This is a genomic window from Neobacillus rhizosphaerae (assembly GCF_050477885.1).
Lineage (GTDB): Bacteria > Bacillota > Bacilli > Bacillales > Cytobacillaceae > Neobacillus > Neobacillus rhizosphaerae_A.
Genome location: NZ_JBCNAC010000141.1, coordinates 1 through 24699, shown reverse-complemented (window position 1 = coordinate 24699; position 24699 = coordinate 1). Strand labels below are relative to the sequence as shown.

The 24699-nt window shown below is 40.0% G+C and carries 22 protein-coding genes; 4 read left to right on the top strand and 18 right to left on the bottom strand.

Annotation, left to right across the window (positions count from 1 at the left end; genetic code table 11):
• Window positions 1-306 precede the first annotated feature (306 nt).
• The 8 genes from ABES03_RS19400 to ABES03_RS19365 all read right to left on the bottom strand — a co-directional run bounded on the left by ABES03_RS19400 (window position 307) and on the right by ABES03_RS19365 (window position 7279).
• Window positions 307-1491 carry a chromate transporter gene (locus ABES03_RS19400; protein ID WP_430119753.1) on the bottom strand — a complete coding sequence of 395 codons (1185 nt, stop codon included), beginning with the start codon at window positions 1489-1491 and terminating at the stop codon, window positions 307-309.
• 107 nt (window positions 1492-1598) lie between these two features.
• Window positions 1599-2240, bottom strand: coding sequence for a response regulator (locus ABES03_RS19395; protein WP_430119755.1), 642 nt, complete (start codon window positions 2238-2240; stop codon window positions 1599-1601).
• Entirely contained in the window at window positions 2240-3034 is a 795-nt protein-coding gene (locus ABES03_RS19390; RefSeq protein WP_430119751.1) for a sensor histidine kinase, read from the bottom strand. Before ABES03_RS19390 ends, ABES03_RS19395 begins: the two co-directional genes overlap by 1 nt.
• Before the next feature lie 52 nt (window positions 3035-3086).
• The gene (locus ABES03_RS19385; protein ID WP_430119749.1) at window positions 3087-3797 is read right to left on the bottom strand and encodes an ABC transporter ATP-binding protein; all 711 of its coding nucleotides are present in this window, start codon (window positions 3795-3797) and stop codon (window positions 3087-3089) included.
• Window positions 3794-4606 (bottom strand): ABC transporter permease, encoded by an 813-nt coding sequence (locus ABES03_RS19380; RefSeq protein WP_430119747.1) that lies wholly within the window; start codon window positions 4604-4606, stop codon window positions 3794-3796. The genes ABES03_RS19385 and ABES03_RS19380 overlap by 4 nt, the downstream gene beginning before the upstream one ends.
• 68 nt (window positions 4607-4674) lie before the next feature.
• Window positions 4675-5226, bottom strand: coding sequence for a nitrous oxide reductase accessory protein NosL (locus tag ABES03_RS19375; protein WP_430119745.1), 552 nt, complete (start codon window positions 5224-5226; stop codon window positions 4675-4677).
• Window positions 5223-6503 carry a right-handed parallel beta-helix repeat-containing protein gene (locus tag ABES03_RS19370; protein ID WP_430119743.1) on the bottom strand — a complete coding sequence of 427 codons (1281 nt, stop codon included), beginning with the start codon at window positions 6501-6503 and terminating at the stop codon, window positions 5223-5225. The genes ABES03_RS19375 and ABES03_RS19370 overlap by 4 nt, the downstream gene beginning before the upstream one ends.
• A 182-nt stretch (window positions 6504-6685) precedes the next feature.
• The gene (locus ABES03_RS19365; RefSeq protein ID WP_430119741.1) at window positions 6686-7279 is read right to left on the bottom strand and encodes a putative ABC transporter permease; all 594 of its coding nucleotides are present in this window, start codon (window positions 7277-7279) and stop codon (window positions 6686-6688) included.
• A 189-nt stretch (window positions 7280-7468) separates the two neighbouring features.
• On the opposite strand from ABES03_RS19365, the gene ABES03_RS19360 reads away from it, so the two are divergent.
• From ABES03_RS19360 to ABES03_RS19350, 3 genes are all read left to right on the top strand, one after another.
• On the top strand, window positions 7469-8074 hold the full coding sequence (locus ABES03_RS19360; RefSeq protein ID WP_430119739.1) for a TetR/AcrR family transcriptional regulator: 606 nt from the start codon (window positions 7469-7471) through the stop codon (window positions 8072-8074).
• 142 nt (window positions 8075-8216) lie between these two features.
• A complete protein-coding gene (locus ABES03_RS19355; protein WP_430119737.1) occupies window positions 8217-8942 on the top strand; it encodes an ABC transporter ATP-binding protein in 726 nt (241 codons plus the stop codon).
• On the top strand, window positions 8939-9994 hold the full coding sequence (locus tag ABES03_RS19350) for an ABC transporter permease (RefSeq protein ID WP_430119735.1): 1056 nt from the start codon (window positions 8939-8941) through the stop codon (window positions 9992-9994). The genes ABES03_RS19355 and ABES03_RS19350 overlap by 4 nt, the downstream gene beginning before the upstream one ends.
• A gap of 48 nt (window positions 9995-10042) precedes the next feature.
• Here ABES03_RS19350 and ABES03_RS19345 read toward each other — a convergent pair whose 3' ends face one another.
• From ABES03_RS19345 to prfB, 9 genes are all read right to left on the bottom strand, one after another.
• On the bottom strand, window positions 10043-11332 hold the full coding sequence (locus tag ABES03_RS19345) for an MFS transporter (RefSeq protein ID WP_430119733.1): 1290 nt from the start codon (window positions 11330-11332) through the stop codon (window positions 10043-10045).
• Window positions 11333-11517: 185 nt separating this feature from the next.
• Complete coding sequence (locus tag ABES03_RS19340) at window positions 11518-12711, bottom strand: PDZ domain-containing protein (RefSeq protein ID WP_430119731.1); 1194 nt, start codon at window positions 12709-12711, stop codon at window positions 11518-11520.
• A gap of 309 nt (window positions 12712-13020) precedes the next feature.
• On the bottom strand, window positions 13021-14475 hold the full coding sequence (locus ABES03_RS19335; protein ID WP_430119729.1) for a S41 family peptidase: 1455 nt from the start codon (window positions 14473-14475) through the stop codon (window positions 13021-13023).
• A 146-nt stretch (window positions 14476-14621) separates the two neighbouring features.
• On the bottom strand, window positions 14622-15902 hold the full coding sequence (locus ABES03_RS19330) for a murein hydrolase activator EnvC family protein (RefSeq protein WP_430119727.1): 1281 nt from the start codon (window positions 15900-15902) through the stop codon (window positions 14622-14624).
• 89 nt (window positions 15903-15991) lie between these two features.
• A complete protein-coding gene (ftsX, locus tag ABES03_RS19325; RefSeq protein ID WP_430119725.1) occupies window positions 15992-16885 on the bottom strand; it encodes a permease-like cell division protein FtsX in 894 nt (297 codons plus the stop codon).
• Window positions 16875-17561 (bottom strand): cell division ATP-binding protein FtsE, encoded by a 687-nt coding sequence (gene ftsE, locus ABES03_RS19320; protein WP_430119723.1) that lies wholly within the window; start codon window positions 17559-17561, stop codon window positions 16875-16877. The genes ftsX and ftsE overlap by 11 nt, the downstream gene beginning before the upstream one ends.
• Window positions 17562-17820: 259 nt before the next feature.
• Window positions 17821-18162, bottom strand: coding sequence for a cytochrome c551 (gene cccB / locus ABES03_RS19315; protein ID WP_308082495.1), 342 nt, complete (start codon window positions 18160-18162; stop codon window positions 17821-17823).
• A 52-nt stretch (window positions 18163-18214) separates the two neighbouring features.
• On the bottom strand, window positions 18215-19081 hold the full coding sequence (locus tag ABES03_RS19310; protein ID WP_430119721.1) for a YitT family protein: 867 nt from the start codon (window positions 19079-19081) through the stop codon (window positions 18215-18217).
• Window positions 19082-19335: 254 nt separating this feature from the next.
• A protein-coding gene (gene prfB, locus ABES03_RS19305) for a peptide chain release factor 2 (protein ID WP_430119719.1) occupies window positions 19336-20437 on the bottom strand; the annotation gives its coding sequence in 2 pieces (ribosomal slippage) (window positions 19336-20364 and window positions 20366-20437; 1101 coding nt in all).
• Window positions 20438-20743: 306 nt separating this feature from the next.
• Between prfB and ABES03_RS19300 the strand changes: the two genes are divergently transcribed.
• On the top strand, window positions 20744-22675 hold the full coding sequence (locus ABES03_RS19300) for an SEC-C metal-binding domain-containing protein (RefSeq protein ID WP_430119717.1): 1932 nt from the start codon (window positions 20744-20746) through the stop codon (window positions 22673-22675).
• 46 nt (window positions 22676-22721) lie between these two features.
• Here the strand turns inward: ABES03_RS19300 and ABES03_RS19295 are convergent, their stop codons facing one another.
• On the bottom strand, window positions 22722-24527 hold the full coding sequence (locus ABES03_RS19295; protein WP_430119715.1) for a cytochrome c3 family protein: 1806 nt from the start codon (window positions 24525-24527) through the stop codon (window positions 22722-22724).
• Between the last annotated feature and the right edge of the window lie 172 nt (window positions 24528-24699).

Genomic DNA, 24699 nt, shown 5'->3' with positions numbered 1-24699 from the left:
TACGTGCCCGAACTCACGAATAAAAGTTTGATTGGGTAACGTAGAAAGGCTCTACGTACCCGAACTCACGGACAAAAGTAGGTTTGGGTAACATAGAAAGGCTCTACGTACCCGAACTCACGGACAAAAGTAGGTTTTGGTAACGTAGAGAGGGGCTACGTGCCCGAACTCACGAATAAAAGTTTGATTGGGTAACGTAGAAAGGCTCTACGTACCCGAACTCACGGACAAAAGTAGGTTTGGGTAACGTAGAGAGAGTCTACGTTACCGAGTCCACCGACAAAAGAAGGATTAAGTAACGTAAAGTTATAGTAGAGCAATGAAGGAACCCCCAACTGCTCCAGTGACGACTACTACCCACGGAGGCAGCTTCCAATAGACCAACATACTAAAAAGAATCGCTGCAAAGGCAAAGTCGATTGGAGTAAAAATGGAACTCGTCCAGATTGGCTGATAAAAGGCTGCAATGAGTATCCCAACAACGGCAGCATTGACACCCATTAACGCACCTTTGATCTTAGGATTTTGGCGAAGCATATTCCAAAAAGGCAATGTTCCTAAAACCAGAAGGAATGCGGGTAGAAAAATCGCTGCAGTCGCTAGGATTCCCCCCTTCCAGCCGTTGATGACCGCACCTATGTAGGCAGCAAAGGTAAACAGAGGACCTGGGACAGCTTGTGCCGCTCCGTAACCGCTTAGGAATTCTTCTTTCGTTAACCACCCGGTCGGTACAAACTCTCGTTCAAGCAAAGGTAGAACCACGTGTCCTCCGCCAAACACAAGCGAACCCGAGCGATAAAAACTGTCAAACAAGGCCACCCAATGGAAAGAGGTTACTTGCCTTGCGATAGGTAATAGAATCAGCAGACCGAAAAACAACACTAAACACATGACCGCAAACCGCTTAGAAATAGGAAAATCCAACGTAGCATCCGCCTGCTCGATTTCGTGTTTTTTGTAAATCAGTAATCCTACCACACCAGCGAAGATAATTACACCTACCTGTGTGTAGGCCGTTTGCCAGATTAACGTACCTACCATGGCAAACAAAGCAATGGCTTTCCGATTGAGATCAGGTGTTAGTTTTTGTGCCATCCCTAAAACTGCATGGGCTACTACAGCCACGGCTACAATTTTTAACCCATGAATCCAGCCGCTATCATGTATGTGTAGTCCTTGAAGAATGATGGCGAAAAGAACCAAGGCAATGACAGATGGCGCCGTAAATCCAAGAAACGCGAATAGTCCACCTAGAAAGCCACCGCGTAGGACACCGATACCGATACCCACCTGGCTGCTTGCAGGACCAGGCAAAAATTGACACAGGGCCACTAAATCTGCATAGCTTTTTTCATCGATCCATTTTCTCTTTTGAACATATTCCTCATAAAAATAACCTAAATGAGCGACAGGCCCTCCAAATGAGGTGAGACCCAACCTGGTCGAAACGAACAGTATTTCAAGCAAAGAATTCCCCTTGTTTTGTGACACAACGTACAACCTCCCATTTTTCAGTCAAACACTGAAGCTAACTAAGCATATTATACATTTTCGGAACGATAAAAAAGAAGAACCATGGGCTCTTCTTAATCATATCTTTACCTTGTAATATATTTTACCGCATAGGAAGCCAGCTGAACTCTGTTCTCTAATCCTAGCTTCTCTAATAAATTCTTTATATGATTTTTCACCGTGTTTTCCGCAATAAAGAGCTTTTCAGCTATTTGTTTATTGGTTAACCCCTCTGAAACCAACAGAAGGATCTCCTTTTCTCTGGGGGTTAAGGAGCTAATAGCAGGAGCATTTTGCGTATCCCGTTCCCGAAATTGATAGAGAAGTTTCCCCGCTAAATCCCTTGTGGCTGTATTCGATCCATCGACCATAGAATGGAGATATTGCAGCCAATCATCCGGGTCCATATTTTTCAATAAATAGCCTTGAGCCCCGTATTGAATCGCTGTAAAAAGATCTCCCACATTATCGGAAACACTGAGAATGATAACTTTTATAAAAGGGTATTTTTCCTTGATAATCTTTGTTGCTAATAAACCATCCAACACAGGCATTTCAATATCAATTAACAAGAGATCGGGAAGATGTTCACCGCACAGCTCAATGGCTTCCTTCCCATTTTTCGCTTGTCCAACAACAGTAAACTGGCTTTCTTCTTCAAGAATAGCCATGATTGCCTGCCGGGCGTGAGGATGATCGTCAGCAATTACCATTCTATATGGAACCATCATTTACCTCTCCCTTTTATCTGAATTTTCGTCCCTTTGCTTCCTTCAGAGTGAATGTCAATCACCGCATCAATTTTATGAACTCTCTCTTTTAACATCATGAGACCGTATTGATTGAATTTAACATCCTTTGGTGAAAAGCCGATTCCATCATCATCAATAGACATTTCCCAACCGTCATTGGACGTATGCAAGGAAAGAGTAGCTGTTTTGGCTTTCGAATGCTTTCTTATATTGGTAAAGGCCTCTTGAACGATTCCAAATAACTGAACCTCTTCAGAGGGGGTGAAATACCCTTCTACCATTTGAATCGAAACCTTCGTTTCAATCCCAGAGACTGTACTCCATTCATTCAACCAATGCTCAACTCTCTTTGGGAAAGATATCATATCTGTCGGATTCATTCTAAGATTGTAAATGGCCTGCCTGACATGCGAATCAATGGAATTAACAAGACCGTTTGCTTCGTTTATTTTTCCCTTTTTTAAATTCACCTTTAGCAAAAATAAGGTCTGGGCAATGTTATCATGTAATTCTTTGGCAAGTCTTTCTCTCTCCTCATAGATGGCCCGCATTTCCCTCTCTGTTGCCAGCCTTTGATTCTTCTCCTCAATCACCTTAAACAACCAGGTTGAGAACACGTACGAAACTGCTAATGTTAGCAGGATAATTAAATAGTTTCCCGTCGCCATCGACAGTTTGTGCAGGAGGGCATGATGTCGGATGAGTTCAAATCCACCAATAAGAAGAGGCGGAATTAAAATCGCCATAATTTTTAACGAACGATAAGACATCTGTTCCCCCGCCTTCCCAAAATCTTATACCCCTATTAAAGCATAGTTTATCCTATTCTTCTATTTGACGATAACGGCCTAACAGGTCTACCATAAATCGTTCAGGATCCACGTGGTCATTCTTTATGGCCTCTATCATTTTTCCATTTTCCATAAAAATCACTTGGTCCCCTACTTCTGCGGCAACATCCATCATATGTGTGGAAAAGATAATCATCGTTCCACTTTTCTTTATTTTTTTCAGCAAATGAATAAATACATTAATCCAATAAGGATCTAACCCATTTGTCGGTTCATCCAGAATAAGCAAAGCAGGGTTGGCCATCCACGCCTGCCCAAACAAAAGCCTCTGACGCATTCCCTTAGATAAATGCTTTATTTGTTCATTCCTTTTCATTTCTAATCCAAGGGTGAGTATCACTTCATCTACTCGACCATCCGGCACCTTTCGAAAGTTTCCATAAAAGGTTAAAAACTCTTTAACAGTCATCGTTTCCTGAGCAAAAAATTCATCAGGCATATAGCCAATTAATGATACATAATTCTTTCGATCCTTCATTAAGTCCACATTGTTAATGATAACCGTTCCATCCCCGGGTGATGAAATTCCGGCAAGAATATGAAGAAGCGTACTTTTACCTGCCCCATTTCCTCCACAAAAAACAATGCATTCTCCCTCATTGGCAAGAAGCGAAAAGGGTTGAAGGGCTGCTTTTCTTTTAAACGCCTTCGATACATTTTGTATTTCAAGTAAGCTACTCATTGCATTCTCCTCCTTCTTAAAAAGAGAATGGCAAAGGCAGACAGAACCAATTGATACACGATCATATATACAAATAGAATCATCCATCCTGCGCCAGAGAGAAATACGTGCACAATAGAATCGTAGGATTGGCCAAATATCGCTCCGCTATTCCACTGAATAACCAGAAAGACGCGTAAAAACTCGGCGGGATTTAGGATGGTCGCTACCTTCATAAGTGGGTCAATCATTGGATATGGAAAGAGACCTAATATAGCAATAATTGCGGTAGGCCAAATCATAATCAACAAGAACCATAAGGCCACAGATAACATGAGAGCCTTCCATCTTGTTTTCGCGATTGTCCCAAGCAAAAGTCCAAGGATTAAAAAAACATATATAAGAAGTAGAGCGAACAGAAAAATCCCCATTAACCATTGAATAGATAGATGTATTCCTGCTGTTACTCCAATCAGCATGCTTATTCCATAGCTTAGCGTAAATACCCCGATTTGGGCTGTAAGCAGTCCGGCAAATTTACCAAATAAATAGACAGGGATACTGACTGGATACGTGCAGAGAAGATCCCACTGTCCGTTTTCCATTTCATTCGCAATCGAAAAAGAACCAATGATCATCATAAATAATGGTATTAAATAAAGCAGGATATTCACAATGGTTCCTGTTATATTGGTAAACGCTGAAATACTCGCGTTCGTACGTTCTAGTAAAAATAAGAGGGAAAAAACCATCACCCACAGGAGCAGAAAAGTATAGTAGGAGCGTTGCCTGGTCATTGTCTTCCATTCAAAAAACCATAAGTTTCTCATCGTTCGCTTCCTTTCAAACAAAAAGACAATCCACAACGACTGTCTCTTTGCTTATTTCTCAAAATCTATCATTCATGGCTATCTTCAGAATGCTCCATATCCATTCCTTCTTTTCCATCATTCATTTTCATCATTTTTCCCTTCATTTCTTTTACCATATCTTCGTTTCTTTCCCATGAGTGATCATCAAGTTTGTCATAGGTTAATAGCGTGCCACCGTTTTTGTTGATGAACGATTCTGCATCCTTTTTATCTGAAAAAGCAATCACATTATAGGCCATTGGAGTTTTAATTGTCTTATCGTACACAAAGGCAGCTTTCTCTGGTTTAATCCATTCCTTTGTTTGATAGTCCTTTACGAAGGAGCTTGCTATTTTCTGGTTCGTATTTTCTTTTATCCAACTGTACATACAACCAATATCATCAAAAACGATGGCTTTTCCGTTTTCCAGTATGATTTCAGTCGAAAACTGATTATCTTTAACGGCCATATGGCAGATTTCACACTTATCGGTTTTTTCGTTAATCGCAACAGGTTGGGGTTCTTCCTTTCCACAACCCGAGATAAGTAATAATGAAATAACTGTTAATAGAGTAATTTTTATAAAATTGGCTTTCATGCTTTTTTCCTCCCAAAATAAATCATGATTAAACTACTAGAGATCATTAAAATGCTTATAGCCCACAAAAGTACCTTGTGTGGTTCTGTTGTGGCGCTTTGTTTACCTTCCATGTTCATTAGTGGTGCTTGATCCTTTACTAGCATACTATCAGGACTTTTTAACATTTTTTGCAGCACGACAAGTCCTGGGTGCTGAAAGAATAACTGGTATGGCGGTGTCTCCCTTGCAAGATTAAGAAAGTAAGGGTCGCCGCTATGTGGAAGATTACTCATTCCATCCCCATCTGTATCAAGCTTCCAAGCGGCATCCCAATAGTTTTTTTGTATAGTATTGTCAGGTGACTTTGTTGCCTGTATGTCATTCACGTTACTGACAAATAGATTGTGCTCGATTACGTTGATTTTGATTTTATTGATCTGTGCGCCAACGAAATTGGCAATAAACTCATTGTTTTTCAATGTATTCCCGCTTGAATTCTCCATAAAAAGACCGACTCGATTATGTGAGATCTTATTGTCCTCTATTGTGGACTGGTGGACATCATAGAGCAGCAACCCTTGCGCATTCACATTTTGGTTATTTTCAATTAGCTGATTATCTTTAATGATTGATTGATGTGTTCCCATAATCATAGCCCCTGAAAAGTTGCCTTTAGATACATTTTGAATGAGCGTGATATTGTCGGAAAACATCACGTGCATCCCGTACCGGGAGTTTTGAATGGTGTTGCCGATAAAGGTGTTATTATGACTATTTTCCATGTAGATCCCGTCTTCTACTTGGTTAATCTTATTTCCTTCAAATTGGTTATGCTGGGATTCCCATAGGTCAAATCCAGTATTTTTCCCATTTCCAGATAGATTTATATGAAGGAAATGGGACTGTTCTACTTTTTCCAACTGAATTCCAATATGACTGGTCTGAATCAAGAGGTTTTCAAGCCGATGATTCTTTCCGCTGATTTGGATCATGGCTTTACCTTTATCCTTTTGACAGCTCTCTAGTTTTAAGTCTTTAAGGGTTACATTTTTCCCTGTTATTATTACTGCGGGTTTAGTGGAACAGGTTTTAATGACCGCTCCTTTTTCGCCTACTAAGACGACAGACTTATTGATGACAATAGCTTCATGATAGATGCCTGCCTTCAGTCTGACAGTTCCGCCTTCTGGGGCAGCATTAATTTGTGATTGAAGAGAAATTTGTGCTGCAGCATCCCTTCCTCCAACCAAGCTAAACAAACCTATAATTAAAAGTAGTTTCACTAAAACTCTCATTTTAATAATTCCTTCCTGAGAAACATGGCCACGTTTTTCATAGTTTAAGAGAGCAGATGGTATAACATGTAATAAGTTACTTGAATAGGAGGAAATTTACTATGACTCGGTGGGGCTATTTTTTTACGTAAATTTGAACGCTCTGAGGCTATGCTTGAATTAAATAGAAAAACCAACCAACCCTATTGAATGGGATTGGTTGGTTCTTCGGTGAGGAGTTCTTGTAAAGAGTGTTTTCGAATTGTTAGTACAAGGTCTGCTAAGAAGTATAAGCCGACTGCCGACCAGACCCAACCCCAATATGAAGCGATTGCCTCATACAAGGAAGCGATTGCCGGGTGAACCCACTGTAAACATATGATCGATAAGAGCCCCCAGCAAATAGAGAAGGGTACACAAATATGCCCTTGAAGCTGTAGCGGTGTGTCCGAATAATCCCACCATTGTTTATGGAAAAGCTTTTGCAGTAACACACCACTTCCATACTCCACTAGCGTTGGAATCGCAACACAGAGGAGCAGAACAATTGCCCAATGTGTGTCTGGAGAAACCAAATAAACCAAAAGGAGCGGCGCAAATCCGTACATCGGTTTAAATGGTCCGTATAAGAAGTTTGCCTTGAAAAATTTTTGTTTAGAGAAGAAGCTATAGCTATTTTCAAGCAGCCAGCCAATGAATGAATACGCTGTGAAATAAAACACGATTCTCGCAGCTCCTTCTACACTAAACAACTCCAAATGACTGAATTCAATACTAGATAAAAAGCTTAGACTCATGGCTAAACCACCTTTCCCAAAATCAAATTTCCAACTATAGGATTAACTCGCTAGTTTCCAAATATACACAAAATTTCCTAGGTTGCGCTTCTGAGAGATAAATGGATATTAATAGACGTAATGTTGATTATCATTCACTATGTTCATTATAATGGATTATTAATACGGTCATATTTTAGGAGGATCTACATGACAGAGAAAAAACCAACAGATCGACGAATTGTTCGTACAAAGCGTTTGATTCGGGATGCTCTCACAGAACTCATAGAGGAAAAGGGGTTTGAAGGACTCACCGTTCGTGATTTGACGGAAAAAGCAGACATTAACCGGGGAACATTTTATCTGCACTATCAGGATAAATATGATTTATTAGAAAAAAGTGAAGCAGAGATTTTATCCGAAATTGAGAAAATAACTCAAACAATCCAGTCAAAGGATGTTTTGACCTTTAATCAAAATACCGCATTACCTTTTATCATTAAGCTTTTTGAATTATTTCATAAAAATTCAAGTTTTATGAAAGTAATCTTAGGACCAAAGGGGGACGCAGCTTTTCAGGGAAAACTACGGGATATCATTAAGAAGACCTTTTTCCAAAATGTGATTTCCAAAATAAAGAAGGAAGAAATGCTTGTACCAGTGGACTATCTTTTTTCTTACGTCAGCTCAGCCCATCTTGGTGTGATTCAGCATTGGTTAGAAACTGGCATGGAAAAAACACCCCAAGAGATGGCCATAATCTTATCTCGGATTACCCTTTTAGGACCTGGACATGTGGCGGGAATGAATAAATAGGCGATTGTTTTTTAATATAAAATAAACACATTACTGTTATCTGACAGATAATCAACACATTGTCGTATATTGTTTATTGCTTCTATCTCTCCTCGTTGTAAAATAAAGACATACACGCTCAACATCCGAGGAGGAATGATGGATGGAATCAACCATACAAGTGAATCAAGTCAGTAAAAGCTTTGGCAAAAAAACAGTATTGAGCAATGTAAACCTTACGATTGAACAAGGACAATTGTTTGGATTTATCGGTCCTTCAGGAGCTGGAAAAACTACACTCGTTAAAATGATCGTCGGAATGGAAAAAGCAGATTCCGGGTCTATTCATGTGTTAGATCAGAAGATGCCTAACCTTGCCCTGCTGCAGGACATTGGCTATATGGCTCAATCCGATGCCTTATATGTAGACTTAACAGGAGAGGAAAACTTAAAGCTCTTTGCTTCCCTTTATAAGCTAAAAAAGGCAGACCAGAAAAAGCGAATTGCTTACGTGGCAGACCTAGTTAATTTGAGAGAAGACCTTAAGAAACGAGTCGCTGCCTATTCAGGGGGAATGAAACGACGTCTATCCCTTGCTATTGCCTTAATTCAGGATCCGAAAATACTAATCCTAGATGAACCAACTGTGGGAATCGATCCCGAATTAAAAATCTCTATTTGGAAGGAATTCTTACGATTAATTGAGGAAGAGCAAAAAACGATTATCGTGACCACACATGTCATGGATGAAGCAGAAAGATGCGATTATGTAGCAATGGTTCGAGATGGACGTATATTAACAAGCGGTTCTCCAATGGAATTAAAGGCTGCATACGGGACCGATAACTTTGATGAAGTATTCTTAAGAGCGGGGGTAAAGCAAACATGAGAGTCGCAGCATTAATTAAAAGAATCTGTCAGCAAATGCTACGGGACAAACGGACTTTAGCTTTATTATTAGTTGCCCCCTTACTAATCTTAACCCTGATGTATTTTTTATTTAACGGGAGCACCGTTGAACCTAAATTAGGTGTAACTGGTGTAGATAATCAGCTTGTCAAAGTTCTAAAAGAGGCAAAAATAACGGTGAAATCTTATGAAAATGTAACAGGAAAGACCGTCGTTAATGATGATCTTGATGGCTTACTGGAACAGAAAAATGGACAGTTTAAATTAACCTTACTAAATGACGACCCATCCGCAGCGAAGGGCTTACAAATGAAGGTAAACCAGGCGATTGCCGGACAGTCTAAGGCTAAATTGCTCCAACAGAATCCCGCAGCTGGCAAAATGATGCACACCAGTATGGAGACAACATATGTATATGGTGACAAAGGTACCATCTTTTTTGATGTCCTAAGTCCAATATTAGTTGGATTTTTCGTTTTCTTCTTTGTCTTTATTATTTCTGGTATTGGCCTATTGCGCGAAAGAACAACTGGCACATTAGAACGGCTGATGTCCACTCCGATTCGCCGTTGGGAGATTGTGACAGCGTATTTAATCGGTTATGGTATTTTCGCTGTCATCCAAACGATTATTGTTGTCTTTTATTCTATCAACATCTTAGACATCGTACTTGTCGGGTCGGTTTGGAATGTACTACTCACTAATTTATTGCTGGCATTGGTTGCTTTGTCATTAGGTATCTTATTATCAACCTTTGCGGCATCAGAATTTCAAATGATGCAATTCATCCCGATAGCTGTCATTCCACAGGTGTTTTTTGCAGGGATTTTTCCAATTGAAGGGATGGCTAACTGGCTGCAAGGCGTTGCCAAAATTATGCCGATGTATTATGCCGGGGATGCTTTAAAAGGTGTGATGTATAGGGGAGCTAGTATTAGTGATATTAGTGGTGACCTACTAGCATTGGTCACTTTCGCCGCTATTTTTGTCGTCCTAAATATCTTTTCATTGAAGAAGTATCGAAAATTATAAGCATTATAAAAAGCCAAAGGAGCAAAATCCTTTGGCTTTTTATAATGCTTATTTTCTTCGAGACCAAATCACAACTGGTATCAGCAGAAGTGAAAGGAAACCACCGGCAAATGAAAGTGTTCCATAGCTCGTTTGTGCCATGATCATCCCTGATAAAGCGCCCCCTGATGCCCCTGATAATGCAATCAATACATCCACAGTTCCCTGTGTTCTTGCACGTTTAGATGGAGTTGTTGCATCTATGATAATCGCTGTGCCACTAATTAAGCCGAAGTTCCACCCAAGACCTAGAAGGGCAAGTGCAATAACAAGTCCCATCATAGAATCTGCAGGAACAACCGCTCCTATAATCCCCGCAGCCAGTAGAGTAGCCCCTGAAGCAATCGCCATCATTGTACGGCCAATCTTATCTACAAGAATTCCAGTTAGAAGCGAAGGTAAATACATGGCGGCAACATGAAAACCAATGACCATTCCTACTTGACTCAGACCATGGCCATGATGTCTCATATGCAATGGTGTCATCGTCATAACGGCAACCATCACCATCTGGGTTAGGACCATAATCGTAGCGCCAACCATAATTCCACGATTATTAATACTTTGCGTATTCGATTTGTTAACTATCGAATTCTGTGTTTGGCTCCTTTTTCCCTCAGCAATTGCCTGGGCCACTAGTAGTGGATCTGGTCGTAGAAAAAAGAGCAGTACCAGACCAGCGAGAATAAAGGCAGTAGCAGCTAAAAGGAATGGACCTGCTAAAGCAGGTACACCAAAAGATAGAGCTAATCTCCCCATGACCCCCACCATGTTTGGTCCCGCAACGGCACCGAATGTGGTGGATACCATGGCGATACTCACAGCGGTTGCCCGTTGGGTGGAACTTGCTAAATCTGTCCCTGCATATCGTGCCTGAAGATTAGTTGCCGTTCCTGCACCATAGATGAATAGCGATACAAATAGCAGAAAAACATTGCTTGTCAACGCGGAGATGACAACACCGATCGCACCAAGCCCACCCGTTATAAATCCTGCCGCTAGACCGAATCGGCGACCATAGCGCTGTGAGAGCCTTCCTACAAGGAAGGCAGCGAGAGCAGAACCCAATGTAAATAAACCCGCTGGAAGTCCTGCCAAGCTATCTGTACCAAGCATATCCTGTGCAAGAAGTGCTCCGACAGTAATACCAGCAGCAAGGCCGGCTCCGCCAAAGATTTGTGAAAGTACTACAATAATTAATGTCCGTTTATATAATTGTTGCTGTTTTTCGGGAGATTCAAGATAAGGTTGTAACCAAGTCGATTGACCTTCTAATGCTTTTCCTGCACCTTGCGACATTATTTTAGCCGCCTTTCCATATTTATATCAAAATCAACGCCTATATACCCCCAATAGTATAACACAAGATATAATCCCTTAGCATTATAAAATGTATTAGTTGATGATACGAATTATTTCTCCTTCAATATTAAGTAGAACAGCCAAAGGACTCCATCCTTTGGCTGTTCTACTAATAGCTATCGTTATACAATTTTTGCATCGTACTTATGCTCGTCTGGTACAAAGAGAATTCCTAGTTCATGGTGGTCACCTTCAAATAGCGCACGTTGAACGAAGCGAATTTCTCCATTTGTATCAAGAACGTCAAGCTTACAATGGGCTCGGTTTTTCTGTAAAGCTTCATAGAAGGTTGACTCGTCTCGAACTTGAGCTCCATTTACCCTTGAAATAATCTCCCCGACTTTCAATCCCATTTTACTTGCTGGAGATTCAGGGATAATTCCTATAATCATCAAACCATGGTTCTTTTTTGAAAAATAAAACGGAAGATTATCATCTTTCAGAACAGACATTAAGGTAATGAGTTCCCGCCCAATAACAGCTATCGCAGCTATAACGATGGATGATATTGGATACCAATAACCCGTAACCGATAAAATGGAAATGAAGACCCCAAGACCAACAACTCTTCGACCGTGAAGCTGTATTGCTTCTTTTGGGAGCATCCCTTTAATCTGCTGTTGAAAGCCTATGGCGAACGGAACAAGGATGATTGAGTATTCCTTTGCTCCAAGGTGAAAAACTGGCCACCAGTCGAATGGCAGCTGAAGAGCATCACCTGGAATAAGCAAGAACAATGGCAACATCCAAAGGCGCTTTACTTCATGAACGCCTACACTTTGGCCGCGTTTGCTTATTGCTAGTTTAGGAGAGGTTCCCTTACTACCATTTTTTAAAATTAGAATCCCTTCGGCAATTAACAAGAGTCCCATGACAATCACAAGAGATGGATAAACCTTGTCACTAATAGAATGAAAAGCCTTTGAAAAAAGCGGGATCGACCAATTATTTTCAGCCATTAATATGATGGTAAAAAATGCAGCGCCTGCCGTATAAACGGGTGACATAAGCCGGACATTTGTGGTTAGTGACCAAATGAATGTAAATCCAGCTATCAAAAGGATGGCCGCGAATGGTACGGTAATGCCTGCTACAACAATGACCACGGATAGAACTATACCCACTAAAACTCCAGGCGGAAATAGCTGCCGCAGTTCAAAATAAGCATCATGTGCCCGAATATGGAAATTTTTTCGCTCACGCTTCACCCTCATTACGCCTAGTATTCCAGATAGGAAAACGAGATAGTATAAAACAGGATGAAGAAATAACTTGCCTGTTCCTTTAAGTAATTCCACAAGCCAGATTTGCACCAATTCCTGTCACCTGCCTCTATTAAAGTTTCTAGTAAATAAAATCTCTTAACGATTATTTTACCAAATTACAGCCACAAAACATATTGCTAGTTTATTAAAAAAGTAAAAATGTCGTAACATTCTAGATTTTCGGTCAGGTTCTTATAGGACTATCGGCGGATTCCGCCAACTTTTGTAGGAATTCCGCACGATTTGGGGAGTTTCCGCCAACTTAATGACTATTTCCGCGGAAATTCCCAATTATTCCGCCAAACTTGACAATTATTCCGCAAAAACAAAAAAAACAGAGGCTAAAAGCCCCTGCTTAAATTATTTTGTGATTAACCGTAATGCCATTTGTAGCTGTAAATCATTTTTCTCTTTTTTCATAGCTTTTACAGCTGCTTCTTCTAGCTTGGTTGCTGTTTTTTCATCAATCTTCCCTGTTGGCGGCAGGTCATTTTGCTGCTGGAATCCCTTTATGGCCATTGCCGTTTCATCACTAAAATACCCGTCTTTCCGGCCAGGTGCAAATCCCAATCCCGCTAATATTTCTTGTGCATTCTTTACCTGCTCATTGTTCATGTCCTCTTCTAGCGGTTTTGCCACCTGGATTGGATGGGTGGTGAAGATTGCTGGCTGTTTTATTGCTACATCTGGTTTAATTCCTTTTTTATGAATCCAATTTCCATCAGGAGTCAGCCATTTAAATAAGGTTAATTTAATATTACTGCCATCTCCCATTGGCACTGCCTGCTGGACCGTACCTTTTCCAAAGGTAGTTTCTCCCACGAGCTGATAGCCTGCTGCTTCTTGCAAGGAACCTGCCAATATTTCTGATGCAGAAGCACTTCCTTTATTCACAAGAACAACCACTGGATAATCCTTTTTCTTTGAGGTAGTGGAAAAATAACGTTTTTTCTCGCCATTTCGTTGTTGGATTTGAACATATGGTTTATCTTTCGGTATAAACTCCTTCAGAATCTCACCAACACTATCTAATAAGCCTCCCGGGTTGCCACGCACATCAATAATCAACCCATTAATATGGTCATTTTCTAATGCTTTTAATTCCTTTTTAAAATCCTGAGCCGTATTTTCTGAGAAGGAGGTTACCTCGATATACCCCACCTTCTTTCCATCATGCTTCTTAACAGAGGCATGGACGGTTTCGAGGGGAATTTCATCGCGCTTGACATTGATGGATAATGGATCCTTTAACCCTTTTCTAGCAATCTCCAAAGTGACTGTTGTTCCCTTTTTTCCACGAATCTTTAATGTTGTTTTATTTAAATCCAGCCCTTCCACACTTTTCCCATCCACTTTTAAGATTTGATCATTTGGTTTGATGCCGGCTTTCTCAGCAGGAGAGTCTTTAAATGGTGAAACAATCACAATTTTCCCATCTACCATTCCCACTTCTGCCCCAATACCTTCAAAGGAGGATTCTAGCGTTTGTGTGAATTGCTGTGCAGTCTCTTTATCCATATAAACTGAATATGGATCCTTTAATACAGATAGCATCCCTTGAATGGCACCCTCAACTAGTTTTTCCTGGTCCACTTTTTCGACGTACCGGCTTAAAATTAAGTCATAGGCCTGTTGTACTTTTTCTAGGTCCTCCGTATTCACATTAGAATCTGTTTCAGATTGTTTTGTTGGAATCGCTTGCTCACGTACAGGTAAATCTACCTTTTTATCTAAAAGTTGCATTCCAGCGTAGGTGCCGCCTGCTCCTGTCAACAGCGAGCCCGTCATTAATAAGGCAATCCATTTACGATTCATCCCAATCCTCCTCAAGTAAGTATGCCTGTCCTTTCTAATTTTCTATAAAGGCCCAAAAATCCTGCCCGATTATTAACTTATATGTTTGAATGGGACGAGATATGTGTAATAAAAAAGGAAGAAGCACGGGGCTTCCTCCTTTTTCTTTATGGCAATGGCACTATTCCGACTGGACTGATTGCATAACGCTTGTCTTGTGTCCACGGTCCTTTATGAAGTTCAAAATGTAAGTGTTGTCCTCTTGATGCTCCTGTATTACCCATTACACCAATTTGTTGGCCTTTTTTAACTACTGCTCCGTTTCCAGCAATCCGGGATGACATATGTGCATAAACTGTTGTATATACCTGTCCATTAATGGAGTGGGAGATGAATATACAGTTACCATAACTGCTAGAATAATAGGATTTAATAACTACACCATCTGCTGCAGCTAAGATTGGCACCTTTGTTCTATTGGCAATATCAACACCAAAGTGCATCTCTGATCCACGGCCACCGAATCCTGAACTTAATACACCCACCGCTGGTTGTGTCCAGTATCCACTTGATACACCAGGCGTTGCTCCAGAACTAGCTCCACCGCCACTGCTTGAGCTTCCGCTACTAGAAGAAGATTGCTTTGCTTGAGCTGCTGCTCTAGCTTGGGCCTCTTTCTCCAACTTGATGGCTTTTTGGATGGCAGCCTCTTGAGATGCAAGAATTTGTTCTTGCTCTTTCAGATCCATCATGTGCTCTTGCTCTTCTTGCTCTTGTGTTACAAGAGAGGCTAATAGTTTATCTTTTTCTGCTTTCTGGGCAGCCAATTGTTTATTCAATGTCTGTAATTCTGACAGCATGGTTTGCAGACTAGCAAGATCACTTTTGACTTTAGCTTGCTTTTCCTCAAGTTCCTGTTTGTCTGCTTCTTGTTTTCTTAAAATTTCCTGGTCAGCTTGCATAATCGTTGCAACCGCATTGGCACGATCAATAAAATCACTAAAACTTGAAGCCCCCATTAACACATCCAGGTAATTGACTAACCCGCCCGTTTCCTGGTAGCTGCGGGCACGTTCCTTCAAGATTTCATTACGGGCTTTAATCCGTTCCTTTAGCACCTCTACTTCGTCTTGAAGCTTTGAGATTTCAGCTTTAGTTTCCTCAATTTTCGCCGTTTTTTCATTAATTTTATTCGTCGCATCTTCAATCGCGTAATCAATGCGTTTCATTTCACTTTTGACATCTGCCTGTTGGTCTTTTAACGTAGTAATTTTATCGTTCACTGAATTCATATTTGACTTCACATCAGAACGTTGGTCTTGAATTTTATTTTGTTCACCTTTTAGCTTGGAGATTGATTCCGCTTCAGTTTTAGTAGAAAAACCTCCGAACGTGGTTCCAAACCCGACCAGTGCAGCAACGGTCAGCGTCATCATTGATTTTCTCATTTCCGCATACTCCCCTCCATCTCTTTATATGTAAACCTTTAACTCTAGCAAATAGGAAGGGCCTAGCGTTCGGCCCTTCCTGAAAAAGACTACACTTTCAAAAACTTTCTTACTGACATTACACTGCCCCAAACCCCAATTAAAGCACCCATTAGCATCAAAATGCCGGAGACCTGGTAAACAAACGGGTCAACTGGCAGGATTTTAATAAAGGTTCCTTCAAGCTTTGGACCAATATAATCATACGCACGGTAGTAGGCAATTGAAATCAAGACGATTGGCAAAATTGAGCCCATGATACCAAGCCATAAACCTTCTAGGAAGAACGGCCAGCGAATAAATGAATTCGTTGCTCCGACTAATCTCATAATCTTAATTTCTCTTCTTCTAGCAATAATGGTAATTTTAATTGTATTAGAGATTAAGAAGATTGCAGTAAAGAACAAGCCAATAATTAAGACAATTCCTACGTTCCGGCTCGCCTTGATAAACTTAAATAGTTTCTCAACTTTTCCTTGCCCGTATTTTACCTTTGCAACAAAGTTTGCTTTTTCAACTTTCTTAGCGACTTTCATTGTGTCAGTCGGTTTTTTCGTTTTTACGATAAATACATCGTTTAATGGATTATCCTGTTCAAAAAGCTTAAAGGCTTTTCCATCCTCACCTAAGCTTTTCACTAGATTATCTAGTTCCTTCGTCTTAGGTGAAAATGTTACACTTTTTACTTCTGGAATTCTCTCAATCTCACTTCTTAAAGCTTGCTGATCTTGTTTATTTGCAGCAAAATCGATGTGAACGCGAATTTCCACGTCCTGTTCAATGGTTTGTGCCACTCTATTTAGATTCATCATAATAACGAAAAAGACACCAACTAAAATCAAAGTAACTGTTACAGCACTAACGGATGCAAAGGTCATCCATCCATTTCTAGATATATTCTTTAAACTTTCTCGGGCATGACGGCCAACAGTTCTAATTTTCATAACCGTACTCCCCTCTTTGCTCATCACGTACAATTTTCCCGCCTTCAATGGCAATAACCCGATGCTTTAATGTATTAACAATTTCTCTGTTATGAGTTGCCATAACAATCGTTGTTCCTCTTGTATTAATTTCTTCAAAAATATTCATGATTTCCCATGATGTCTCAGGGTCAAGGTTACCCGTTGGCTCATCCGCAATCACTATTTTAGGTGAGTTGACAATCGAACGTGCAATAGAAACACGTTGCTGTTCTCCCCCTGAAAGCTCGCTAGGAAGCATCTTAATTTTATGCTTTAGACCCACAAGGTCAAGAACTTCCATTACACGTTTTCTAATAACCTTTGGCTGCGCCTCAATTACCTCAAGCGCAAAGGCAACATTCTCATAGACTGTTAGATTTTGAAGTAGTTTAAAGTCTTGGAATACAACGCCTAGATTTCTCCTGAATAAAGGAACCTTCTTCATTTTCAGCTTGGCGAGATTGACGCCATTAATCATAATGGCCCCAGTGGTAGGCACTTCCTCACGGTACATCATCTTAATAAATGTGGATTTCCCGGCACCACTTGGTCCGACAACATAAACAAATTCGCCCTGATTAATTCGGACGTCAATCCCGTTAATGGCGGTAACACCATTCGGGTACTTTTTATATACTTCTTGTAGTTCTATCATTGTTATCACCTATAGTTAAAGATTTCATCAAAAAGGATATTCGACAAGAATCTTTATTTATTTGCAAAACAAACCAAAATCCACAACAATATGTGCATAATTTCGCATAGATTTATTATAACATCATAAATCGCTAAAAAAACGGTAAAAATATTACAGTTTCTTTTCAAAGAATACAAAACCTGACAAAATCAGACAAAATTAGCTAATTTCATAAAAAAAAACGTTCTGCTAACTCTGCAGAACGTTTTTAATACTTTTACTTTTTAGCTGCTAGCCAGTCAGCCACTTGATCTGCTTCATCACCTGAAACTAGACCTGCTGGCATTCCGCCTGATTTACCATTTTTGAGAATATCTAAAATTTCATCTTTAGAGTACTTTGATCCAACCTTTGTTAGGTTTGGACCCATTCCACCCTTCATGTCGCCACCATGACAACTAGAGCATTTTTGGTCAAAAATCTTTTGTGCATCGCCTGCTTGTGCAGTTTCAGTACCGCCATTCCCTGTGTCTTTGGTTTTGTCGTCGCCGCCCCCGCAAGCAGCAAGACCCATTACTAAGGATGTTCCTAAAAGCAATGTTAATAGTTTCTTCTTCATTACAATACCCCCTCAAGAAATTAATACCATCAATGTGTTATTATACCAATGACTATTCGCGTTTGAAACCCTCCCCAAGGACTTCCGCAGCATCCATAACAACGACAAATGCAGACGGATCAAGGGTTTTGACCAATTGTTTCAATTTTGTGAACTCCGTTTGATCGACAACACACATAAGAACAGGCCGTTCATGGTCAGTAAAACCACCATATGCTGATAGTTTTGTCACTCCACGGTCAATTTTATTCAAAATTCCTTCACGAACTTCTTCCTGCTTATTAGTAATGATCATTGCCATTTTCGATCTACCAAAACCAACCTGAATCAAATCAATCGTTTTGCTGGTCACATAAAGAGCAATCAATGCATATAAACCCTTTTCAATGTCAAACACAATGGCAGCTGTAAGGACAATTAATCCATCAATCATCACTACACATCTACCTAAAGTGAAACCGGTATACTTATTAATAATTTGAGCAGCAAGATCCGTTCCACCAGTGGATGCATTTCCCCTAAATACAATGCCCAGTCCCAGGCCAACACCTATTCCGCCAAACAACGCACCAAGAAGGGCATCATGTGTCCATGGCTCTAAATTATTAGTGAGGAAAACGACCATAGGTAAAAAAATGGTGCCTACTAACGTTTTTACTCCAAATTGCTTTCCTAAGAGAATAACGCCGGCAATAAATAATGGGATATTAAAGGCCCACTGGACATATGCCGGTTCCCAGCCTAGGACTGTTTTAAGGATCGTACTTATCCCGCTTACTCCTCCAGAAGCTACTTGGTTAGGGAGCAAAAATACATTAAAGGCAAATGCTATAATGGCTGAGCCAATTAAAACTAAAACATAATCTACAGCTATACGTGTTCTAGGATAGGTTTTTGTCAGATTGCTTAAAATATTCATAATAACTTTCCCCTCTATCTTTCCTTCTACCATGTTCATTCATGTAACCGAAAGTGAGTATAGCATGGGTAAATTATGGTGTAAATGCCAGTAAGTTGACGTGGTAAAGGGTTAAAATTATTATTAGCGTTTACCGTTAGTTTGTTTTTCATTAGCCACTTTTTATTTTTGTAAAAAACCCTCATCATGTACGGCAAATATTCCAATAAAAGAAGCCTATGTCGAATATTGGACATAGGCTTTAACATTTTGACTTATGAAATTCTTGAACGTAAGTAGGCATTAATAAACTGATCTAAATCTCCGTCCATGACCGCTTGAACGTTACCACTTTCCGTACTAGTTCTGTGGTCTTTTACCATCGAATAGGGATGAAAAACGTACGAACGGATTTGGCTTCCCCAGCCAATCTCCTTTTGCTCGCCTCGGATTTCCAAAAGTTCTTGTTCCTGGCGCTCAATTTCCCGTTGATATAATTTAGCCTTTAACATTTTCATCGCGGCTTCACGGTTTTTAATTTGTGAACGCTCGGATTGGCAGGTTACAACAACCCCAGTTGGAATGTGGGTAATACGAACAGCCGAATCGGTCGTGTTAATATGCTGACCACCCGCCCCTGTTGCACGGTACGTATCAATTTTTAAGTCCTCAGTACGTACTTCTACTTGTATTTCCTCATTAAATTCTGGCATTACTTCACAGGAAACGAACGACGTATGTCTACGGCCAGAAGCATCGAACGGTGAAATCCTTACTAATCGATGAACACCCTTCTCTGCTTTTAAATACCCGTACGCATTATGACCCTTAATGGCTAGTGTCACACTTTTAATTCCCGCTTCATCCCCAGGCAGATAATCCAACGTCTCCACTTTAAAGCCCTTCTTTTCTGCCCAGCGTGTATACATTCGAAGCAGCATAGAGCCCCAGTCCTGTGATTCCGTTCCACCCGCACCAGGGTGAAGCTCTAAAATAGCATTATTTTTATCATACTCTTCACTTAAGAGAAGCTGCAGTTCAAACTGATTCAAACGTTCGCTTAATTGTTGAAGCTCTTCTTCAAGCTCTGCTCTAAGCTCTTCGTCGTTTTCTTCTTTCACAAGCTCATAGGTTAATTCCAAGTTTTCATACGACTCATTTAACTCATTAAACTCGTTCACTTGATCCTTTAATGCATTCGCTTCACTAATAACCATTTGTGCTTTCTCTTGATCATTCCAGAAATCAGGCTGAAGCATTTCATCATCTAACTCTGCAATTCTCGCTTCCTTGTTCTCTAAGTCAAAGAGACCCCCTAAAGTCCGCTAATTTTTTAGCTGTTTTCTCAAGTTCATTACGAATTTCTGCTAATTCCATCTTCGTCACCTCTATAGAAAATAATTGCGTCTCAATCATAAGTTTATTCTTTTTATGCTGGTAAGTTCTCATTCATTATAGCGTGATAACCATAAAAAATTCAAAGTTTGATCGAAATATGAGAACAATTCCTCAAAAAGGATATTTTTCAAAAAGTATTTTTATATATCAAACTGTCAAAAATGGTACTATTAAATAAGAAAAGAACGGATAAGAACGAAGCAATATGAAATCAATCGCCCTGTGAATGGAGGTCTTCGTGATATCCACAATAGAGAAAAAGATATTTTGAAGGAGTGGAGTGAGATGGAGAAAATAAACAGAAATGAACCTTGTCCGTGCGGAAGCGGCAAAAAGTATAAACGATGCTGCGGGGCAAGTGAAGCTGTTCCTATCACTACTATCATTGAAGGCGAAATTGATGAACTACAAAAACAAATTCTTCAATTTGCTCACCAACACTTTGGGCATGTTATTCAAGATGATTTTGAAGGTTTTGAAGAAATGATTGAATTAGATGATGAGCAGGAACGTGAATTTTTCGAGTTGATTCATACCATTTGGTTTTCTCTCTTTGAAGGTCTAGACGACGGTGAAACGATTATTGAAAAATTTATCCACAACCAAATAGGTAAAATAAAACGCCCGAAACTTAAGCAGATTTTACAAACCTGGACATTTGCTAGAACGCTCGCTGGCAAGGTAATTAGTCTCGACGAAAATAAGCTAAGGGTTGAAGACGGACTTAGTTCTGAACAACTCGATACCATTGTAACAAGTTTGTCTCCAACAGTGAAAGAAGGTTCTTTTATCATTGGGATTTTAGTTCCTAACGATCAAAGTTATGTCTTCTTCCCTTCGGCATTTGATTTACCAGAGATCAAGCCTGAACATGCCTTCTCCTATATAGAGGATTGCAGCATGAATGCTGAATATGACTCACCACAGGAGTATTTAACAGACAACTTTTTGGAAGTATTGAGTGAACTGCCGATGATAGGTGGTTTACTTGAAATAGATGAAATCGAATGGCCTGCCCCCGTTTATAAAGAAGTGGTGGACATCCTGAGAGGAAAACTAGATTCCCTTGTCCCACCACCCATTTTAGACATGGGTGTGATACTTTGGATCAATTACGCCAAACGGAAGCAAAAAAGGATTCAAAATCCAAATCTATATGCAGCCGCCATGCATTACTTACTATCAATGATTGCTCCAATGAATGTGATGTATACACAAAAGGAGCTAGCCCAGCAATATGATGTGAATGCACGCAGTATCTCTTCTATCGTATCGGAATTGGATGTGGTTTTAGCTGACGATATCGCTCAGCTAATGAGTATTATGACTGAAGCGGAGGATCCTGCTCCTCCCATCACACCGACACTAGAACGGTCATCAGTGGTGGAGTTCCCTTTAAAAAGCATTCCCGAAACTTTTGAATCTGGATTGTCCCGTTCTACGGTTCCAAGTGACAAACCGGTCAAAAAAACAAAAGGGCCTGCTCGAAAGGTTTCAAAGCGTGATGAAGAAAGAGCAAGAAATCTAATATACGATGCACTTCAATCGGAAGGGAAAAATCGGTATAAGCTGGCTGAAAACGCATTGGCCTTGAATCCAAATTGTGTCGATGCCTATGTGATTCTGGCGGAAAAAACTAAGAGTCTTGAAGATGCCATCCTTATGTATGAAAAAGGAATCCAGGCTGGGGAGAGAGAGCTAGGTAAAGCGTTTTTTAAGGAAAATAAGGGGTTCTTTTGGGGATTAATTGAAACAAGACCATTTATGCGGGCAAAGCAGCATTATGCCGAAGCACTATCTCTTTTAGGAAAAATAAATGAGGCAATCGATCAGTATGAGGAGCTCCTCGAATTAAACCCAATGGATAACCAGGGCGTTCGCTACTCCCTGTTTGTAGCTTATGTAGATGCAGGTGAATATAAAAAGGCTAGTAATCTGTTGCAGCAATATGACGAAGCCACAGCACATGGGGCATACAATAAGCTCTTACTTGAGCTGAGTGAAAAAGGCTTTACAAAGAAGGCTCAATTACTGGTTAAGGCAGCTAAAAAAGAAAACAAATATGTCATTCCTTATTTAGTCGGCAAAAAGCGACTTCCAGCCTACCCACCTGACTATTATGGTTTTGGTGATGAAAACGAAGCGATTGTCTATGCGGATATGCATTTACATTTGTGGAAGAAAATAGATGGCCTGGCTGAGTGGTTAAAAAAATAGATATTCAAATAGAAGGAAAAAACGAGAGGAAATTCCTCTCGTTTTTTTATGGATTTATGATCTTTTTAGGGGCGTGTGCCGCTTCAATGAATGATTTGTTGTTACTGTGACATTCGGAACATGCTTGACTATTTTGCTTATTATGACCGGTTTTTGTTTGTTCATTAGTTGTATTAATTGCCGTTCCTGTTTCATCGAAGATTGCTTTACCAGTTATACCGTAGAGAACGGTCTTATCATTATGACAGGATAAACAGAATTGCCGCTCTGCGGTTGAATCCCAATCGCCACTTGTTTTACTAAATGAATTAGCAGATTGAACATTCCCAAGATTCTCTCTTATCATCTTAATATTTTTTGACCCATGTGTTTCATGACATTCGGCACAAGGTAGCTGTCCATTTAATGAACTGCCGCTATCAACAGTAGCTACCATGTTATGACCGGATTGACTTACTAGCGTGTCATTCTTATAATATTGTTCGATGTTTGTGGCCTTTCCACCGTTATGACAGCTTAGACATAATGAAAAGTCTCCAGAAACCCCAGTAGAATCACTAGCTTTTTTATAGGTAAGCAACTGGGGTATACCATCGTACGTCCCTTTATATAAACTATTGGGATTTTCCTTAGTTCCTGGATTATGCGGATCATGACAGGTCGAGCACGAAGCACCAGAATCTTTATGATGTTTATTAGTAGCATAATTGGTATCTAGGCTAGGTGACCCATTTGTTCCATCATGACAAGCCATACACAAATCATCACCATCGGTTCCATTCTTACCACTTTCAAGAAATTCATTATTTCCGTTATGCGTGCTATGACAGAATGAGCACGTATTAGTTACAATTGAAAATGGTCCATGTATATAATCGTGCTCCCTCACATCATTCCCTTTGTCAGCTGCAAATTGATAATTTTCATAATTTGCCCTAGTAGTAAACTTAAGGAATCTAGGGATAATTTGATCTCCAGTACTATTCTCAAAGTTTGGATTTAAGTAAACGTAATAGGTTGTTCCGGCAACAAGTTGTTTATCAGGTGTAAAGGTATAGATATATGCATTGGTTCCATCTGTTACCTTAGTTGTTTTGACTAACTTTTCTGTTCCTGTAATATCTCCAAAAAACGTTATCAATGGTTGAGTCGTCGCTAATGGTTCAGTACTTCTTACATCAATAAATATTTTATAATCTATTGGAACACGAGTCATATCTTCTGCTGGTAAAAAGCTGCTAGGTACAGCTTCACCAGGTTGATAATCATCCACAGACTCTTTAGGAACTAAAAACATCTTAGCCATATACGGCCTTTTTCCAATTACATCAGCAGCTGGTTGACTCGAATCTGTTCCGACAGTGGTCGATTGTATTGAATTATCTGTGGCATTAACACTTGGAGCTATCTGTTCTGTTCCGACCATCATAACCGTAAAAGAAAGATCAGACTTATTACTCACTCCATTATCATCTGTGACAACAAAGGTTAACGTGTGATTCCCCTGACTAAACTCCTTTGAAAAAGAAAAGTCAGCATAAGTATCTTGTTGTGTTATTGAAAGCTTCCCATCATCTGTAATATCAATAGGCTGCTGAGTATCACTTAACTGTTCAAATACTTTTATTTGTAATTTATCGGGCGTAGTTAGATCATCTGTAACTCTTCCTATAAATTCAACCGTTGAAACATCCAACACAGCTCCATCAGCCGGGGTTGTTATCTTTATTTCTGGTACACCTGATGCTGAATGAGCAATGTTATCAGGAGAATATAAAAGGAGGGAACTAATAAAAACGCTCCATGTCACAATATATGAAATTAGCTTTCGTTTGTAGTTCATCCTTTTCATGATATTCATCCTTTTCTTTTTACTAATTGAGTAAAAAAAGTTCTTTTATTTAGGCTCTGTTAAACTTGCCTGTTGATTTCCGCTCCAGGCACTTCGCTTTCCGTGGGTGTTTCGGCGAGCCTCCTCGGCGCATGCGCCTGCGGGGTCTCCCCTGAACCATACTCCCACAGGA

What these genes read in the sequence shown, in the direction of transcription:
- ABES03_RS19395 (WP_430119755.1), bottom strand. Translation starts at nt 2,240, where the DNA reads ATGGTTCCATATAGAATGGTAATTGCTGACGATCATCCTCACGCCCGG.
- ABES03_RS19390 (WP_430119751.1), bottom strand. Translation starts at nt 3,034, where the DNA reads ATGTCTTATCGTTCGTTAAAAATTATGGCGATTTTAATTCCGCCTCTT.
- ABES03_RS19385 (WP_430119749.1), bottom strand. Translation starts at nt 3,797, where the DNA reads ATGAGTAGCTTACTTGAAATACAAAATGTATCGAAGGCGTTTAAAAGA.
- ABES03_RS19380 (WP_430119747.1), bottom strand. Translation starts at nt 4,606, where the DNA reads ATGAGAAACTTATGGTTTTTTGAATGGAAGACAATGACCAGGCAACGC.
- ABES03_RS19375 (WP_430119745.1), bottom strand. Translation starts at nt 5,226, where the DNA reads ATGAAAGCCAATTTTATAAAAATTACTCTATTAACAGTTATTTCATTA.
- ABES03_RS19370 (WP_430119743.1), bottom strand. Translation starts at nt 6,503, where the DNA reads ATGAGAGTTTTAGTGAAACTACTTTTAATTATAGGTTTGTTTAGCTTG.
- ABES03_RS19365 (WP_430119741.1), bottom strand. Translation starts at nt 7,279, where the DNA reads ATGAGTCTAAGCTTTTTATCTAGTATTGAATTCAGTCATTTGGAGTTG.
- ABES03_RS19360 (WP_430119739.1), top strand. Translation starts at nt 7,469, where the DNA reads ATGACAGAGAAAAAACCAACAGATCGACGAATTGTTCGTACAAAGCGT.
- ABES03_RS19355 (WP_430119737.1), top strand. Translation starts at nt 8,217, where the DNA reads ATGGAATCAACCATACAAGTGAATCAAGTCAGTAAAAGCTTTGGCAAA.
- ABES03_RS19350 (WP_430119735.1), top strand. Translation starts at nt 8,939, where the DNA reads ATGAGAGTCGCAGCATTAATTAAAAGAATCTGTCAGCAAATGCTACGG.
- ABES03_RS19345 (WP_430119733.1), bottom strand. Translation starts at nt 11,332, where the DNA reads ATGTCGCAAGGTGCAGGAAAAGCATTAGAAGGTCAATCGACTTGGTTA.
- ABES03_RS19335 (WP_430119729.1), bottom strand. Translation starts at nt 14,475, where the DNA reads ATGAATCGTAAATGGATTGCCTTATTAATGACGGGCTCGCTGTTGACA.
- ABES03_RS19330 (WP_430119727.1), bottom strand. Translation starts at nt 15,902, where the DNA reads ATGAGAAAATCAATGATGACGCTGACCGTTGCTGCACTGGTCGGGTTT.
- ftsX (WP_430119725.1), bottom strand. Translation starts at nt 16,885, where the DNA reads ATGAAAATTAGAACTGTTGGCCGTCATGCCCGAGAAAGTTTAAAGAAT.
- ftsE (WP_430119723.1), bottom strand. Translation starts at nt 17,561, where the DNA reads ATGATAGAACTACAAGAAGTATATAAAAAGTACCCGAATGGTGTTACC.
- cccB (WP_308082495.1), bottom strand. Translation starts at nt 18,162, where the DNA reads ATGAAGAAGAAACTATTAACATTGCTTTTAGGAACATCCTTAGTAATG.
- ABES03_RS19310 (WP_430119721.1), bottom strand. Translation starts at nt 19,081, where the DNA reads ATGAATATTTTAAGCAATCTGACAAAAACCTATCCTAGAACACGTATA.
- ABES03_RS19300 (WP_430119717.1), top strand. Translation starts at nt 20,744, where the DNA reads ATGGAGAAAATAAACAGAAATGAACCTTGTCCGTGCGGAAGCGGCAAA.
- ABES03_RS19295 (WP_430119715.1), bottom strand. Translation starts at nt 24,527, where the DNA reads ATGAAAAGGATGAACTACAAACGAAAGCTAATTTCATATATTGTGACA.